General features: G+C 54.7%; 10 protein-coding genes. 7 read left to right on the forward strand and 3 right to left on the reverse strand.

Annotated elements, in window-relative coordinates; genetic code table 11:
• The first annotated feature begins 273 nt into the window (after positions 1-273).
• Together OA2633_RS05785 and OA2633_RS05790 are read left to right on the forward strand one after the other, a co-directional pair.
• A complete protein-coding gene (locus tag OA2633_RS05785) occupies positions 274-1,545 on the forward strand; it encodes a DNA repair exonuclease (RefSeq protein WP_009801561.1) in 1,272 nt (423 codons plus the stop codon).
• 2 nt (positions 1,546-1,547) lie between these two features.
• Positions 1,548-5,072 (forward strand): YhaN family protein, encoded by a 3,525-nt coding sequence (locus OA2633_RS05790; RefSeq protein ID WP_009801562.1) that lies wholly within the window; start codon positions 1,548-1,550, stop codon positions 5,070-5,072.
• Between the two features lie 1,310 nt (positions 5,073-6,382).
• Here OA2633_RS05790 and OA2633_RS16045 read toward each other — a convergent pair.
• Positions 6,383-7,465, reverse strand: coding sequence for a nucleotidyltransferase family protein (locus OA2633_RS16045; RefSeq protein WP_162010976.1), 1,083 nt, complete (start codon positions 7,463-7,465; stop codon positions 6,383-6,385).
• 714 nt (positions 7,466-8,179) lie between these two features.
• On the reverse strand, positions 8,180-8,341 hold the full coding sequence (locus tag OA2633_RS16050; protein ID WP_009801565.1) for a hypothetical protein: 162 nt from the start codon (positions 8,339-8,341) through the stop codon (positions 8,180-8,182).
• Positions 8,342-8,644: 303 nt separating this feature from the next.
• Between OA2633_RS16050 and OA2633_RS05800 the strand changes: the two genes are divergently transcribed.
• Together OA2633_RS05800 and OA2633_RS05805 are read left to right on the forward strand one after the other, a co-directional pair.
• The gene (locus OA2633_RS05800) at positions 8,645-9,868 is read left to right on the forward strand and encodes an HlyD family secretion protein (RefSeq protein ID WP_009801566.1); all 1,224 of its coding nucleotides are present in this window, start codon (positions 8,645-8,647) and stop codon (positions 9,866-9,868) included.
• Positions 9,868-12,027 (forward strand): peptidase domain-containing ABC transporter, encoded by a 2,160-nt coding sequence (locus tag OA2633_RS05805; protein WP_083783212.1) that lies wholly within the window; start codon positions 9,868-9,870, stop codon positions 12,025-12,027. The genes OA2633_RS05800 and OA2633_RS05805 overlap by 1 nt, the downstream gene beginning before the upstream one ends.
• Here the strand turns inward: OA2633_RS05805 and OA2633_RS05810 are convergent.
• On the reverse strand, positions 12,019-13,548 hold the full coding sequence (locus tag OA2633_RS05810; RefSeq protein ID WP_162010978.1) for an asparagine synthase-related protein: 1,530 nt from the start codon (positions 13,546-13,548) through the stop codon (positions 12,019-12,021). The genes OA2633_RS05805 and OA2633_RS05810 overlap by 9 nt on opposite strands.
• A gap of 333 nt (positions 13,549-13,881) precedes the next feature.
• Between OA2633_RS05810 and asnB the strand changes: the two genes are divergently transcribed.
• The 3 genes from asnB to OA2633_RS15785 are packed head-to-tail and all read left to right on the forward strand — an operon-like array spanning position 13,882 to position 17,590.
• Positions 13,882-15,780 carry an asparagine synthase (glutamine-hydrolyzing) gene (asnB, locus tag OA2633_RS05815; RefSeq protein WP_009801570.1) on the forward strand — a complete coding sequence of 633 codons (1,899 nt, stop codon included), beginning with the start codon at positions 13,882-13,884 and terminating at the stop codon, positions 15,778-15,780.
• Complete coding sequence (locus OA2633_RS05820) at positions 15,777-16,538, forward strand: NUDIX hydrolase (RefSeq protein WP_009801571.1); 762 nt, start codon at positions 15,777-15,779, stop codon at positions 16,536-16,538. The genes asnB and OA2633_RS05820 overlap by 4 nt, the downstream gene beginning before the upstream one ends.
• On the forward strand, positions 16,535-17,590 hold the full coding sequence (locus OA2633_RS15785; protein ID WP_083783214.1) for a nucleoside-diphosphate kinase: 1,056 nt from the start codon (positions 16,535-16,537) through the stop codon (positions 17,588-17,590). The genes OA2633_RS05820 and OA2633_RS15785 overlap by 4 nt, the downstream gene beginning before the upstream one ends.
• Positions 17,591-17,788: the final 198 nt, after the last annotated feature.

The following is a 17,788-nucleotide window of genomic DNA, read 5'->3' on the forward strand; positions in this document are numbered from 1 at the left end:
AAAAAGTTCTCCGCTCCCAGCAGCTCACGTTTCCCGCTGGGCTCCTGAGATCGCATAGGGTATCAAAGTGTTAGATAGGCAAGCTTTATCAAACTTAACTCGGTTTGCAAACAGCGAATTTGGCCCTTCCTCTGGTAGTCGTCGCGCGATTGTTAAGGCAGCCTTGGGGCGAGTTTCTAGGATCGATTATTAGTATTGCGGACGTTATTAAGGTTGTGCACCTGACGATCTGGGAGGGGGAGCAATGAGCAATCAAACGAAAGACGTACCCTTATGACGTCCTTCCGCTTTTTTCATGCCGCCGACATTCATCTGGATAGCCCGCTACGGGGCCTTGCAGGGCAGGAAGGTAACGCTGTCGCTCGGGTGCGGACCGCAACTCGCGAGGCGCTTGATATGCTGGTCGGACTGGCCATCGAGGAACAGGTCGATTTTCTTATTTTCGCCGGGGACCTGTATGACGGCGACTGGCGGGACTATAATACCGGGCTTTTCTTCGCCAAGCAGATGGGGCGGCTCAAAAAGAAAGGTATCCCGGTTTATCTGCTCCACGGCAATCACGATGCTGAAAGCCAGATCACCCGGCGGCTCGAGCTGCCCGATAACGTACATGTCTTCGGCACACGCAAGCCGGAGACATTTGCACTCGACGAGCTGAAGGTCGCTCTTCACGGGCAGAGCTTTCGCCAGCGCGACATCACCGAAAACCTTGTCCCCGACTATCCGGCTCCCGTTTCCGGCGCTTTTAACATCGGTGTGTTACACACGGGCCTTGGCGGCATGGGCGGACATGAGAACTACGCCCCATGCGCCATGGAAGATTTGATCAACAAGGGCTACAACTATTGGGCTCTAGGGCACGTTCACAAAGCAAGCGTGCTGCACAAAAAGCCTCACGTCGTTTTCCCAGGCAACCTTCAGGGCCGCCATGCCCGCGAGACCGGCGCCAAGGGCGCAAGCCTCGTCACCGTAGAAGACGGTGACATCGTCGAGTTGACAACAGTCCCCTGTGATGTGGTGCGCTGGGCAGTGTTGCCCGTATCGTTGGCCGATGCGGAGCGCTTCGGCGACGTGATTGATCGCATTCATGATGCCGTAGAAGCAGCCGTGACTGAGGCTGACGGGCGGCTTCTGGCATGCCGTATTGTCCTTCAAGGGCGCACCGCTGTTCACGAGCAGCTTATTGCTTCCGAGGTCCGGATGCTGGCCGAAGCCCGCGCCGGCGCACTTGGACTCGGCGACGAAGTCGCTTGGGTGGAGAAGGTGGTCATCAATACCCAGCCGGAGGTCGATGCCGAGACGCTGGCCGAGCGCGAAGACGCAATCGGTGAGCTTCAGCGCCTGTTGCAGGAAGCCACCGGGGACGATGCCCTGCTGGCGCAGATCGAGGACGATATCAGCAAGCTGGTGCGCCAGCTGCCCCACGAGGTGCGCGGCGCCATCGACGACAGCGTGCTGAAGGCCGCAGTTGACGGCGATTATGCCATACTGATCGGCGAGGTTTCCCCCTATCTCTCCGCACGGCTCACGGCACAGGGGGATTGAGCGTGCGGATACAACGACTTGATCTGCTGCGCTACGGCCACTTCACCAAGAGGTCGCTTGAGCTGCCTGCCGGCAGGTCGGACTTCCACATCATCTTCGGCCCGAATGAGGCCGGTAAGTCTACGACGCTGTCCGCCATCGAGGATCTTCTGTTCGGTATCCACGGGCAGACACCGTACGGGTTTCTGCATGACTACGGCAGCATGCGGATCGGTGCCGTTCTGGAGAACGGCAGCGAGGTGCTGGAGATGCTGCGGAGAAAAGGCAACAAGGACACGCTACTGGGACCGGAAGGTTCGCCGGTGCCCGGCGGGGAAGCAGTGCTTCGCCCCTACCTTGCCGGCGCGGACCGGATGTTTTTCGAGCGCATGTTCAGCCTTGATCACACTCGCCTTGAAGCCGGCGGCCGGGAAATCCTGGAGGCCAAGGACGACGTCGGTCAGATGCTGTTCTCCGCCGGTGCCGGTATCGGAGGTCTGCGGGAGCGGTTGACTCAGCTCGTCGGCGAGGCGGATGACCTTTGGAGCGCACGGCGGGCCAAGCACCGCAAGTTCTACATTGCCGAAGACAAGTTTACCGAGACTACCAAGGAACTGCGCGAGCAGACGCTCAGCGCCGCAAGATGGCGCGAGCTGAAGAAGGCGTATGAAGACGCCGAAGAGGCCTACGGCAACCTCGATCGGGCCATCAGCAAAGCCACAGTCGATAGGAACCGGCTGAGCCGGATACGACGCGTATCCCGGGATATTCGCAGGAAGCAGGAGCTGGACCGGCTTCTGGAGGAACTTGGCGACGTGATCGCCCTCCCGAAAGATGCGGCCAGGCTTGTCGCCGAGGCCGAGCGCAAAGATGCCGTGGCGGCTGCACGGATCGGCACGCTGACGGAGCAGCTTCAGCACGTCGAAGAGGCGCAGGAAAAGCTGACATACGATGAGACGATCATCCAGCGGTCGGCGGATGTCCGCGAGGCCTGCGAACGCCGCATCGAGGTTCGTGCTGAGAAAGCCGACCTGCCCAAACGGGAGGCCGAGCTGCAAGCGGCCGAGAAGGAACTGCAGGGCGCTGCCGCCGAGCTTGGCTGGCGGGATGAGGATTCAGCGGCGCTGATCGAGCGCATTCCGCCCCGGCCGAAGGTCAGTGTCGTGCGATCACTGCTCAATAAGAAGGGTGAGCTGGAGGGCGGCGTCTCCGGCAAGGAACGGTTACTTGACGAAGCGAAGGAAGAGCATGCCGGGCTGAAGGATGAGCTTACCGAGGCCGGCGAGCCTGTTGACACGTCGCGGCTGGCCGTTGCGCTCAAGAGCGTCCGCGAACAGGGAGACATCGCCGGTCGGGTGCGCGCTGCAGAAGCGGGTCTCAATAACGCCAGGAGCCGTGTTGCCCGGCGGCTTGGTGCACTTGACCCCGGTGTTGCAGATGAAGGGGCACTGACCGGCAAGCGTGTGCCGGCAAGGGCGAAGGTGGAGGCGCAACGGAAAGCGCAGGATGACTGGCAGCGACGGCTGAACGAGACGCAGCAGCAAGCCGCGTCCGTTAAACAGGAGCTGGACCGGACCGTTGCAGCCCTTGAGCGGGCGATACGCGATGAGCAGGTGGTCACCCCCGAAGAACTGAAGAACGCCCGCGGTCGCCGGGATGCGGTTTGGCAGTTGGTTAAGCTAAAGCACATTGTGGGTCAGCCCATCCCTCCGGCTCAGGCTGAGCAATATGAGGACGAGATCGAGGACCTGGCCGGCGCCTTCGAGCCAGCCGTCATCAAGGCCGACGAGCTGGCCGACCGGCGCTTCGACCATGCCGAAGCCGCCGGTCGCATCGCCGAAATCAAGCGCAAGATCGGCGAGCAGGAGACCCTCCTCGGTCAGGTGCAGGACGATGAGGAGAAGCTTTTGGCGGAAAGCGATCAGCTGAAATTCGACTGGATCGCGCTGTGGAATGGGGCGCCGGTGGAGCCGGAAGCGCCTGAGGCCATGCTGGAATGGTTGGACGACCGTGACGAGGTGCTGGCGGCCATTGAGAATCGGGACGAAGCTGAAGGCGCGCTGAAGGCCGCTCGTGGAGATGAGCAGGCGGCAAGGCAGCAGCTGATTGGTGAACTGGCTAAGCTGAGTGCCGATGTCGGCACACTGGAAGCGGACGGCCTAACCATCGTCGTCGAACGGGCAGCGGAAGAGCTACGGGTTCGCGAGGCCGCAGCCGACAAGAAGTCGCAGCTGGAAGTGGATGTTGCGGAAGCCTGCGGGCTCGTAGTACGACATCAGCGAGACTTTGAGGCGGCAAAGAAGGTGCTAGCCGAATGGCAAGAAAATTGGGCTGCTGCGCTCAGGGAGCTTGGTCTTGCCGCCGATACCGCTGCCAAAGCCGTTGATGCCCAGATTGGCATTATCGATCAGATGCGGGAAACGGCCAGTCGGATCCATTCGCTGCGACACGACCTCATCGAGAAGATTAAGAGGGACGTTGCCGACTTCGAGAATGTTATCAGTCAGCTTGTGCAGGTTCTTGCACCGGACCTTGCTGATAAGGTGGCGGACGATGCTGTTGCGACGCTGGAGACGCGGCTCAACGAGGCCGAGCGGATTCAGGGACTGCGGGAGAAGCAGGACGAGGACGTTGAAGGCCTGAAGAAGCAGATCGAGACGCTTGAAGGTCAGCGGCGGGAGTTGGCAGCTTCCATATCCCACCTTAAGCAGACCGCAGGCGTCGACAACAACGACGAGCTGAAGGTCGCGATCGAGCGGTCCGACAATCAGCGGGCGCTTTGGGAGGAACGGCAGCAGATCACAGAAAAGCTTCAGCAGGACGGTGACGGCAAGACCGTTGACGAACTGGAAGCCGAGTGCGAGGGGCTGGCCATCGATGATGTGGCGGCCCGGGAGGCGTCCCTTCAGACGGAACTGGAGGACTTGAGAAAGCAGCAGGGCGAGGCAGGAGAAGTTCGCTCGCAGGCGCGCCAAGCGTACCAGGCCATCGGCGGCGATGATGCGGCCGCACAGGCTGGGGCAGCCCGGGAAGAGGCGCTTACTGAAATGGGCGAAGTGGCAGAGCGTTACGTTCGGGTGAAAACGTCCGCTATCCTGCTGCAATGGGCCATCGATCGCTATCGTCGGGAGAAGCAGGCGCCGCTGCTCAAGCGCGCAGGACAGCTATTTCAGGTCATGACCGCCGGCTCGTTCACCAGCCTGCGCGTGGACTTTAACGACCAGGACAACGCCCACCTCACCGGGGTGCGGCCGGATGAGAGCTTTGTGCCGGTGTCCGGCATGAGCACCGGCACCGCCGATCAGCTTTACCTGGCGCTGCGGGTTGCCTCGATTGAAGACTATCTTGAGAGGGCGCAGGCGCTGCCGTTTGTCGCCGACGACCTGTTCATCAACTTCGATGATGACAGGGCGGCGGCCGGGTTTCGGCTATTAGGGCAGCTGGCAGAGAAGACCCAAGTACTGTTCTTCACACACCATCAGCATCTCGTGGACATCGCGAAAGAGACTTTAGGCGCTTCTGTGAATTGCGTGTCATTGGCAGATTAGTCGGCTGTAGTTGTTGCACGAGCCACATTAACGTCCGCTATCGGGATTTGCTGGACTCAAAGATTTTTACTGAACCGTTTTCCGCCTACGGCGGTTGCTCTCACCCACGCCACGAAGCGCAAGCGCTTCACAGCATGGATGAGCACGAAGTAATACGTTTGCATGATACATATCATTATCAGCACGAAACAAATCCGCGCGCCCAAGGCTTTGACTCGTGTGGACGGTCCAGACTCAGGCGCGTATCAATTTATATCGATAAATTGTCGATAGATGTTATGATTACTACGAACAAACGATGTATAGACAGTATCGGCATCAAGAAATTAGCCCCTCCCTGATCCGGGCCTTTCGTTAGTTGAGTCTGTTCGCCTTTCTTTCTGGGTTGATATGGCAGAGGGTGACGGTTTCGCTCGGCGCAAACACAGGCCACGAGTCCCCAGAGTGCGGTGTGTGGTCACAGGGCGTTGTAGACGGTCCTCCAGTCTTCGATCAGGCTTCAGGCCTCGCCGAGCGAGGAGAACAGGCATTCGTCGATGAGGCGGCAGATGAAGCTCTCTACGAAGGCGTTCTAGGTCGGCAGCAGGATCGGTCACCGGGTCCCGACAGCCCATTTGCGGCCGCGTATCCGGCGGACCGCCAGCCCTTCTTCACGATGGATGCGGAAGACCTTCTTGTGGTTCGTATAAAGACCTTCGCGTCCGAGCAGGATGCCAAGTCACAATATCCGAACCGACGCCGTTCACTCACAGATCGCGCAAGCGTGCTCACAAGGTGTTATCAACGCCGGAGCGCTTCAGCTACCGGCACGTCGAGCGGTCCAGTTCTGCTAGGGCGCAGGCCCCCGCCGCTTGCTCAGCCCGTGCTTACCCATCATGTGATGCACGACCATGCGCTTGAGAAGTTATTTGAGTTGAGGCCCTTCAAGGCAGCATGCCCAGGCCAGTAGTCGCTTCAGACAGCCATTCTCCGCGGCAAGGCTCCTCAGCCGCTTGGGGCCGGTACGGCCATCTCGCCGAACTTGGCCTCGTACTTGTAAAAAGGAGGCTTCGGAGATCCCATAGTTACGGCAGGTCTCCTTCGTGCTCTCACCGGCACGCGCTCCCTGAGCATACCGATGATCTACTCCTTCCAAGAACGGCTCTTGCGCATGATCCACCCTCTCTTCGATAGAATCTACCATCCCGTGGGCGGAAATCAGGGGGCTGGATCACCCTAGAGGAAATGCCCCGCCCCTAGATAAGAATCGTTTTTATTAAGAACAGTAATTTAAATACTATACATTTGATGGAAATTAAAGCCCGCACGCTTTACTGCGAAAGAAATTCTGCTAGTAGCGTTGATCTTAAACGGGCGATATTAGTAGGACTTTCCAGTACTGCGTCAATGATTTCAAAAATATCAAGCATCTCTGCTTCCAACCCATACTCTCGGGCAATAATCAACAATTCCTCAGCATTTGATTTTTTTGTGATCCGTATCACCAATTCGCACAATAGCTTCAATCGTGGTTCTTTTCGCAACATTCCATCATGCAAGCGTTTAGCTGCAATCAAAAAATTTAAATTACTCTCCAGGAAGTATTTATATTTATCACTTATACACCGGCCTTCGAGCAGAATATTAGTGTCAATAAATCCGTAACTATTTGTTATCTCCGCTCCAATAAAGGCGACAACACCCTTTGGCGTCTTGAAAATTGGCGACACATTCCCCGCAACTAAATCAGCGACATCTTCCGTTACATTAAGTGTCTCTATACGAGAATATGGAAAGATCTTCTCATAATAGTGACTCGCACTGATTTTGCTTGCCATCTCATTAGAGACCCTTACGGGCATCTGGGTTTCGATGCTCAATCCAAGTTGCGCCAAACCAATACTTGTTAGAATTTCGGTAGCCGCGTGCGTATCGGCCTCGTCAACCAAGATGTCGATGTCCCCACGTCGGCCGAATGCCTGCCCTTGAAACAAACGGTGGGTAGATTCAACGCCTTGAACAAAGGTCCATTTTAAGTTCGCCGATTCGAAGAGCTCGCCCACCTCGTGAGCAAGTTTCATTTGCCGGTCGGTGAGTGCTTGATAAAGGGACTGAACTGCAGCCTGTGGGTCAAAAGCTATATAAAGAGCGCTATCAATGTTATGTGCGAACATGAAGCGAAGATCGTCTTCACCAATCACAAGACTGAGTTCTTCTTCTTGGACCTTGCCGCTGCCTTCAACGCGGGCTGCTACCGCAGAACATGCCAGTTGAATAAGGGCAAGTTGTCGATCAACAGTATCATTCGTGGCTAGAAACATTCTGGACTGACTATTTTTGCCTAGCGCGGATACGCGACTTTCGGGCATACCCACCAGGCTGACCGCTGTTACGTCGCGCATAGAGTTCAGCATGACGCGCCCAGTCTTCACTTGATATCGACCCAAGATTCGGGACGACTTCAGGTGGCTCATTATTCGCTGCGTTTTGAACGCCATACGGCATCGGGACAAGCTGCAATAGCGGCCTATGTTTGCGGAAATTCGCCGGTACGTCTGTTTTTTGAAATTGCAGCACAGTAATAATCGGGCCTGGCCACCAGTCTGACTCAATCACACTGTTTAGGACCCTATAGGTGGAGGACTGAGGCCGGTTGATTGGTGCGCAGCTCCAGTAATTCCAACCTGATGCGGAAGATGCGTTCCAACCCGTCCAAACCTGTATCGCGCCTTGTTCTGGGAAAATTTCAAGGAAAGCGGTTACGTTCTGACGCATGCCCTGAGGGGCGGTTGCGCGAAATGTATCCGCATAGCCCGGGAGGTAAATGCGCTCACACACCATCCATTGGTCAACACCTGGATATCGCCAATAGAACTCAGAGCCTGTCCAAACGAGAGAGAAGTCTATGGGCGCATATACCCACCAACCCATTGACGATGCTGCAGTAAATGGGCTGCAGAATCGACGAGCCCTTAGGGGTACAGCACCGCCTAAATCGGGGTCGGCCGGGGAAATGTCCGGTGCATCGTCAAAGAAGCGGAGAAATCGAAATTTAGGTGAAGAGAGATCGTTATCACTCCGCGGAACTTTCGCGTTCAGACTCATAACGCTCTCTCCTCAATCGAAGCCTAGACTTCTGCGCTGGCACCAGCGGTGTGACCCACACGATTGCCGTCGGTCGAGGTGGAGCCGTCTCCATTGCCGCCATTCACAAGCTTGAAATCAGCAGGATCGAGGACTTTCAGCTTGGGGAGCACAACTTTAGGCTTCTTCTTGATTGCGAAGTTCATCACGTTTCTCCATTTCAACTAATGCGCTAGTTCGCGCTTAGATATCTGGCGACAGAAGTTGTATGCGCGTCAAGTGGCTTTGCGCCCATTAGGAGAAAAAATTGGCTAGCAGTATGCTACTGCGTTGCTATATTGCTGAAAAGCAAGTACGAATTTGATACGAAAATCGCCAAATAATTGAACTTCGAAAGGCGCTCAGGTCAGCTCAACAGCATCGCGCCCAGGAGTAATACCGGAATTCACTCGCCATAAATGGCTAACTACACGCTATAGTGCCAGCGGGCTCCACCACGGAGATTGAGTATGGAATCTGAGTCGCTCTTCCGGCGAGAAGCTGTCGAAGCACAATCAGTGACTTTGGGTGGTGTCATTGCTCACACGCCTCCGGGTTTCATTCCGATTGCTGCACTTCTTTCGCTGACTTTGGTTTTTGCTATCGCGATGCTGGTTCTGTTTGAAGTGCCTAAAGTCATTCGGATATCTGGGTGGGTTCAACCCGATTCCGGCTTCGTTCACTTAGCAGCCCGCGACAACGGATTTGTTTCCGAGATAGGTGTGGAGGAAGGCGATGAGGTTAAGGCCGGAGACTTTCTAGCGCGTATCAACGGCGATTCGACTGGCGCGCCATCCCAGACGGTGAACGAACGGATCTTGGAGCGCTTTGAAGAGCGGCGCGTGCTTATTGATCGCGCGTCAGCTCAAGGCGCATTGGCAGCGGAGCAAAGAGAAGCTGCGCGAGCAGCCGAGTTGGGCGAGTTGCAAGCCGAACTTGGCATGCTCGAAGCGCTCATCCTCATCCAGAATCAGCTTGTAGCGGTGAGCCAAGATCAACTGGAGCAGGCAGAGGCGCTGCTGGACAGAGGGTCTGGCTCTCTCTTGCAGGTTCAAACCCGACAGCGGCTTCTGCTCGAGGCCCGCGCAGAAGAGGAGCGCATGCGCGGGATTCGCGCCCAGCTTACTGCCAATGAAGCAACGCTCAGTGCGCGCAACCAGGCCGAGGCGCTCGCCTTGCTTCAAGAACAAGCTCTACTACGAGACCAGGCCATCGAAGTGGAAATTGCCGCCTTGGAAGCCCAACAGAGAGCTGGCTTTGCGTTAACTGCGCCCGAAGATGGGCAAGTTGTCTCCATTGTGAAGACCGAAGGGAGCTCCGTGATGACCGGCGACAGAATCTTGACGATCCTGCCGCACTTTGAGGGATTGGAAGTTCACGCCCTCCTACCTGTGTTTGCCATTGGTTCAGTAGAACCCGGAAACCGGATCATGATGAGATTTGATGCCGCTGCTGGGGGCGGCGAGCAGCTTCAGCTAAAAGGTGTGGTTAGCTTTATCTCACAAGCGCCAATTGACGCGCGCAACTTTGACGGACCACTTTCTGCTGACGGTCGTTTCCACCGCCTGATTGCTGAAATCGATGAAGGCGATGAAAGCCTGATTGATCGGCTGAAGCCCGGCATGACCCTTCAAGCGACAGTGACCTACCGCCGTGAGCCGTTGTGGCGCGCACTTTTCCTATCGGAAGTCTAATGTCCCTGAGTTCACTAATCCAGTTCGCGTCGGGTGCCAGGCGCTCGCAAAAGCCTGTCATCCAGTCCGAAGGGGCTGAATGTGGCTTGGCGTGCATTACGATGGTTGCAAATGCACTCGGCCATGACGTGGATATTCTCAGCCTCCGCGCGAAACAACCGGTTGGTCGAGGCGGACTTAGCGTCGCAGAACTTGTCCGCATGGCATCAAGCCTTCACCTATCGGCGCGTGTTGTTCGCGTTGAGCCCGAGCATCTTGAACACCTATCAAATCCGGCCATTCTTCATTGGCGCATGCAACATTATGTCGTTCTGAGAGGCGTCAGCGGCGGCAAATTCATTATAGATGACCCAAACTGTGGTCGGCGTCGCGTGACCCATAGCGAGCTCAGCCAAGACTTCACGGGCATTGCGATTGAATTTTCGCGGAAAACTGAGTTCACGCCGCTGGAGATGCGGCGCCCAACAAAGCTGGGCGATGTTCTTGGAAAACTCACGGGTTGGAAGAGCCCTGCCCTGCTTATCTTGTTCTTTTCCTTGTTTGCCCAGCTCGGAATTGTAGCAATCCCGATGGTGATCCAGTTTGCCGTCGATCGGGTGGCTATTGCCGGCAATGGAGATCTGCTCCTAGCAGCGCTAATCGGCTTTCTGGGGGTGGCGAGTATAACCGCGCTGGCCGGTCTCCTGCGCGACTGGACAATGATCTACATTGGCAATGGCATTTTGTTCCAGACTGTCTTGCGGATTGTCAGCCACCTTCAGCGCCTGCCGGTCAGCTTTTTTGAAATGCGACATGTGGGCGACATCATCTCCAGAATTGGGTCTCTCCAGCCCATTCAGACAGCCCTAACCCGGGGTTTGGTCAGTGCGCTGCTTGATGGGGCGTTCGCACTTTTCTTATTTTTGATCATTCTCTTCTACAGCATCCCTCTAGGTATCTTCGCGATCGCTACGACAGCGGTACTGTTTTCGGTCATCCTCGCCTTTCAAAACGTGCTCCGTCGCCAGCAAGAGGAGCAGCTCGCCCATAGCGCCGAAGAACAGTCATTCTTGATGGAGACTATCCGCAATGTCAGGGCGATCCAGATTTTTGGGCGTGAGAGCGAACGGGAATCAGCCTGGCAGAACAAGTATGCTCAGGTCCTCAACAAGACCGCCGCTGCATCACGAACGCGGGCTTTGATGAAATTCTGCGAAGAACTGATTTTGATGTTTCAGCTGGCGGGCTTCATCTATATCGGCGTCAGCGCGCTGATAAACGCGAATACCATCTCCATTGGTGCATTGGCTGCGCTTCTGGCCTTCCGGCAGCTTCTAGCCGCCCGACTCGTCGGTTTTGTTGAAGAAGTGGTTCAGCTGCGTCTCCTGGGGCTCCACCTCAATCGCCTTGGCGACATCATTCATGCCAATGCCCAGCCTCTTATTAGTCCCGGCGCAGATTTCGAGGCGAATGACGAAATATTTGGAGCTTTGCGCCTTGACAAGGTGGCTTATGCTTATCCTGGAGTGAACCGGAAAGTGTTTTCTGATGTCACGCTAGACATTCCTGCGAAAAGCTTCGTGGCGTTGATTGGTCGATCCGGGGCGGGCAAATCGACCCTTCTCAAAGTTATGCTTGGGCTGCTCGATCCGGTTGAGGGTCGTGTCCATTTTGATGGCGCCCCGCTCACACCTCACTCTCTGCGAGTTTGGCGTCGTCATGTCGGCGTGGTGATGCAGGATGACCGGGTCTTCACCGGCACCATTCTGGAGAATGTTACCTTCTTCGATCCGGAGCCGGACATGAGGGCCGCCCGCGAAGCCTGTTTGCAGGCGGAAATGCTTGACTTCATTGAAGGGCTACCTATGGGTTTTAATACATATATTGGCAACCTTGGGACCAATTTGTCAGGCGGTGAAGTTCAGCGGCTCTTCCTGGCTCGCGCGCTTTACAGAAAGCCCAAGCTGCTCTTTCTGGATGAAGGTACCGCGAATCTCGACCTTGAGGTCGAGGCCCGAATCGGAGAGACGATTGCGTCTCTGCCCATTACTCGAGTGGTCATTGCGCATCGGCCGGCTCTTGTTGAGCGCGCTGACCATGTGTTCTCGATGGAAGATGGCAAGATCACTAGAGTGTCATCAGACATTCTCAGCTCGGGAATCGTTCGGCGGTCAGTTTAAGCCCCGGCTTCGCTCCAGGCTCTCATTGACCCATTCAAGATAGGTAAAGAGCCCCCAAAGGATCCGATCATCTTTCGGGGGAGATCGGTACAAATCGGCAAGGACTCGGGTATTCAGCAGGCCAGCAAAGGGACTGCGGGCGTCCTGCAGCTGATCAAGCACAAAATCTCCAAGCTCTGCGCTTAGCCATATATCCCTTGGGATTTTGAACTTCATCTTGGGTCGGGATAGCGTTTCTGGAGGCACCTGGCGGTCCAGGTAGGCGCGTAGAAATGCCTTGTCATCGCATCCTCGTTCATGAGCATCAGCGCTCAAGCTGGACATGAATTGGACACATCTCTCGTCCGCAAGTGGGAAAGCGACCGAACCGTTGGCCGCGGAAGTATCCTTTCGAATAACGTTTTCTGGCAACCACCGAGCCGCCTGATAGGCTTTGGCTTCCTCAAACAGGGTCCGCGCTTTGTTCGCCTGTGCGATGTCCTGAGCCTCTGAAACCTCCTCTTCGTCCACAGATGCAATCAGAGCCTCATCCTCCAGCAGAGCGAGCCTTAACGCTTGCGGAGTGGCGGCAATGCGTTGCAGATACCCACTCAGAGAGGTGATGTGATTGGACCAACGGCGTGGGCCTCCCCAAACTTCATCACCGCCCTCGCCAGTGATGAGAAGCCCTGGCGTTTGCGTCTCAAGCATCCACCGCGTCGGGATGTAGGCGCGATCGCAGATGGGTTCGCTTAAGTGCGAGACGAGAGAACGCAGATCGTCCAGTCCGAAATGGGGAGTGCGCCACCCCCGCCACGCGATGTTGGCAAATTCACACACATTACGCGCATATACGCTTTCATCGAAGGCCTCACTTTCGAACGCCGCTGTACAGGCGCTCATTACCCGCCCGGCTTTCCGCGCGGCGATCAGATTGGTGGTGGAGTCGAGGCCCCCACTACTGAGAAACAGCCAAGGGTCGCTCTGAGCCTCCTCCGACAATTCGGTATAAACCTGCTCGAACAGGTTCGACACGCTACCAGATAGCTTCTCTACCTCGCCGAACCGGTAGAACGGTGTTTTATATTGATGTGCGAATAGATCACTCTTGGTCGCCTTAGCGATGAGAATTTCGCCCGCTGCGAGCTTTCCCACGCCTTCAAACGGTGTGTAGGGAGGCGGCAAGAATTGCGATCGCAGATAATGCGCCAGAGCACGTCGGCACAGTGACGTCGGGCGGGCTTGAGCTAGAACGAGAGCGATGTCCGAGCTCGCTGACATCGTTGCATTCTGACGATGAAAATAGACGTCGCCAATCCCGAGTCGATCTCGTCCGGCAATTAGCCTCCTTTGACGCGTATCAACGAAAATAAAAGACACGTCTTTTGCGAGATTTGAAATCGCCTCAATTGACCCAGATGCAGCGATGTCTCGAACGCAGCTTTCATACTTTGGGTTGTTCACCCAAAACCGTATGTGGTTATCTTTTGAAATTCCGCCCGCTGAAATGGTGTAATTGCGTGGAGGTGCTAGTGCGTGCATCGTTGTCTGAGAGTCCTTAGCTTCTAATGAGCCTAAGCCTTCAAACCCCGATAACATAGGGACTTGGTGAGAGAAAGTTTTATGATGGGTTGACGCTCAGCCCGCCATCTACCACAACTATCACACTAAATCCAACCAACACCTCGCCCTAAAAACGAATCCCTAGTTCTCGTTTTAGCTGAATTTTAAACCTCACAGCACATGGGAATGGGTTATCGTCGGTTAAATTTCTGATTGAGATTTATGGCCTTAAAGTAACCTCCAATCCAATTCTAGAGCGTTGGGTGACGCGCTCCTCCAAGGCTAGTTCTGGATAATGAGACTGGTGCCGGTATGTGCGGAATTGCAGCGATTATTGATCCGATCCAGAATCCGTATGGTAAAAGTGACCATGTAGCCGACCTTTTTCGAATGCTGGAGATTCAGGAGAAACGCGGCCCTGATGAATCTGGAATTTACCATCGCAATTCCGTATTCCTTGGCCATGGTTTGCTACGCGTCATTGACTGCGATGAAAGCGTTCAGCCTCTTAGTTCAATCAACGCAGCCCTGATCATCGTCTTCAACGGAGAAATCTATAATTTTCGAGAGCTCCGGAGCGAGCTGCTAAACGAAGGCGTTCGCTTTCGCACCCAAGGTGATGCTGAAGTCATAATGGAGCTTTACCGCCTCTATGGCGCGGAATCCTTTGAGCGATTGCGCGGCATGTTCGCCTGCGTGCTACACGATCAAGCCCGCCGTGAAGTTATCGTGGCCCGCGATCGGTATGGTCAGAAGCCACTCTACTGCGCCATGTCAGGACGCAAGTGGAGCTTTGCATCCTCGCTGCGCGCCGTTCAATCTCAAGTCCGCAGCGCCGTCGATGAAGATAGCCTGAAGAGCTATCTCTGGACCCTTATGCCACAGGGCGACCGGACGATGCTGCGGTCAATCAACCTGGTCGCGCCAGGCAAATACCTCAGGATTTCTGAGGCGGGCGTCCTTCTTGAGGAAGGCAAGTTCGGTGGCACAGCTTGCCGCGTGTCGTCTTCGTCGCTGGAAGAGGCGGGAGAAGCATTCCAAAGCCTTCTCGATTGCGCGGTCCAAGAGCAGACTTTTGGGCTGAAGTCAGTTTCAACCCATATCAGCGGAGGACTCGATTCTGGCGCGATTGCAGTCGCGTTGAAACGTATCCCTGGTGTCCAAATCAAATCATTCTCATGTTCCTATCAGGTTGGGGATGGATCCATACGCGAGGACGAACGCGGGTTTGAAGAACTTCACTACGCCCGGAAGATCGCGCAGAAGCTCAATGTAAATAGCCAGACTGTTCGGGTCAGTCCAGATGACTATCTATTTGATATTGTTGATCTCGTTCAAGCACTAGAGGAGCCAAGAGGAAATCCATGCATGCCCCACTTCCAGCTCTGCCGGGTGATAGCCGAGCATGACCGTGTGATCTTGAGTGGTGAGGGCGCAGACGAATTGTTCGGAGGATACCATTGGAAGATCAATGCCGCTAAGGGCACAAATAATACAGCGCGCTTCTTTGCCTCTTTGCTTCCCGCACCGGTTGAAATCATGAGGAGTGCTCTATCTGATCAGCTTCGGGAACACGATGACATATATAGTTATGTCGCAGAGAGAACTGAAGCCAGCTCAGCAGAAGACCGGCTTCGAAATTATCTTAAATACGATCGCGATCATTTTCTTCAGTATCTACTCTTACAAGCGGACAAGTTGGCAGGTTATTTCAGCGTTGAAGGGCGCTATCCATTTCTGGATAACCGGATTGTTCAACTGGCCGAAACACTGCCTTTGGACATGCTTCTTGTCGGGGCCGATAACGCCAAGCCAGTTATCCGGCACGCCGTGATGGGCCATTTGCCGGACGAAGTCTTAAACCGTCACAAGATGGGCTTTGTTGCTCCGGAGGGAGGCTGGTACGGGCGCGAACTCTTCGGCCTTGTCAATCGCGTGCTCCTACACAAGGAAAGCTATATCTCCTCATTGTTCGCTCCCGAGGCACTAGTGAGAATTCTCAATCTTCATCAGGCCGGGAAACACAACTTCAGAAAGCTCATCTGGGCCCTTCTCATGCTAGAGATTTGGCACAAGACTGCAATTGAAGGCGTTTCGACAACTGACTACGCGCGCCGAATACAGACTTTGAGATTTCATACGCGTAACCGCATTGCGGACGGTTGGGATAACGAACCAGCTGACACACTTACAGGGAGAATAGCTCATTGAGTACCTACACGATCTTGGCCCGTGGCCTTTATTCACACTCTCAAGTAGAGCAGGATTTCAACGCGGATAGCTGGGGTGCTATGCATGATGCAGCTACACAGGCTGCCATCACCGAGCGCTGGGGACAGATGCTAGAGCGGGCCGAGGAGCTGGGGCGTTCACTTTACGATACGCCACTGTACAGATTGGGAGCGTTTGAGGAAAAAGATGGTGGATTGGTTCTGTCCTACGGACTGACGTCCTATCGCGCCTATGCGACGACGCGCGATTTGGGTCCAAAGCGGCTCCATCATCATAACGCGGATCCTATTGGCACTGCTCTGTTGGCGATCACAGTGGACGGCCTTGTGCCCATCGGCCGACGCAGCCAAAGCGCTGAAGTCAATCCGGGTCGGTTCTTCACGTTCGGCGGATTCTTTGATGTGAACGAAGACACTCAGCAGGGAAAGCCTGACGTCTTCAATTGCGCGGCTCGGGAATGGACTGAAGAGACCGGCCTAGCTATTAATCGCGAACAGATGGACTTGTTAAGCATCGTATATGACCGTCGTCACCCCCATCCGGAGATCGCGTTCATGGTCATGATTCCTGAAACGGCTGATGAATTGCGTGACGCAAATTGGCGCGCAGAGCTCTCTGATTTGACATTTGTACCCGTTGGTGAGCTCCAGGCGTTTGCCGCGAAACACGCCCACGAATTTACAGACACATTACTTGGAGCCATCGAAGCCTTCAGCTCCATCGGTCGCGACAAATGATCTCTGATTATGCCGCGCGCTTGCTTGTTGCGGAGCCTGGATTCTTCAAAGAATCAGGCTGTGCGCATAGCTATCTGGAAGATGATCCGGTGCCAGAGGAGGTTGCCACTCTACTCGCGCGCGCATGCTTCGTGCTTATAAAGCCCGATGCGTTGCTGTCTGGTAAGGCCGGCCAAATTTTTGAATTTCTTGAATCTTTTGGACTTCAGATTGTCGATTCGTTCCTGGTTCAGAAACCACAAGAATGGCACTTTGAAGAGCTATATAAGTATAATCTAACGCTGATGAATTCCCAGAACCAGATATCGGTATGGTGGTTAAATCGCCAAATATATACTTATGGCCCTTCTTTAGCTGCGGTTTTAGTGGCACCTGAAAATGGGCCCAGTGCAGTCGATTTGGTTGCACGCATCAAAGGGCCATCTACTCCGCGACTTTGCAAGCCGGAGCATTTGCGGTGGCGATTTCACGCCACCAATTCTGCCCTTAACCTGTTTCATGCGTCTGACGGACCTATATCAAGCTGGCGGGAATGGGCGATTTTTAGAAGCAAAGCAGACAGGATTGCAGCGCTGATGTCAGTTCTGCAAACTGACCGCGCGCTTAATCCATGGCACTCACTCGCAGCAGGATTCGAGCACTCGAAAGAGTCGTTTGAATTCTATTCGACCCTGATCTCTGTTAAATTGAGGGCTCTCGCAGCTGCTTGCAGAAGCCTTGGGCCATTGGCAGATAAGCTCGAGAGAATCTACCTGGAAGCCTTAGGTAGAAAAGCTAACAATCCAACCCAAGAGGTCCAGCTAATAGATCGGCTCTTGACGGCAGAAAGCAAAGCCTTGGAACTTATTAATCGCAAATCAATAGAATTTAATTATTCAGTAAAACTGATACTTGCGCTCAATAAAATTCCAATAAAGACTCCCAATGGCATTGATGATCTTTTTCGGATAATTAAGTGTTCAGATGTACACCTAAACACACGTGAGTCAATGGTGCTCTCCACATCAATTAGATACATGACTGACAATCGAAGAGACCAATTTTCGCGATGATCAAGGGTTCGGCCTTTCATAATTAAACTTATCAATGATTGTGACCAGACTCCGATAGCGCAGCCACTGTTTATGTAAGCATGGCATTGTCCCTTCTGGAAGGCTGATCGAGCCGGATCCTCCAAAGAGTGGAGGCCAGATCAGCCAGGGCGATCGCTTCCGCAGCCGGAGATTGGTAGCCCAGTTATACGTGCGACC

The organism is Oceanicaulis sp. HTCC2633 (assembly GCF_000152745.1).
GTDB lineage: Bacteria > Pseudomonadota > Alphaproteobacteria > Caulobacterales > Maricaulaceae > Oceanicaulis.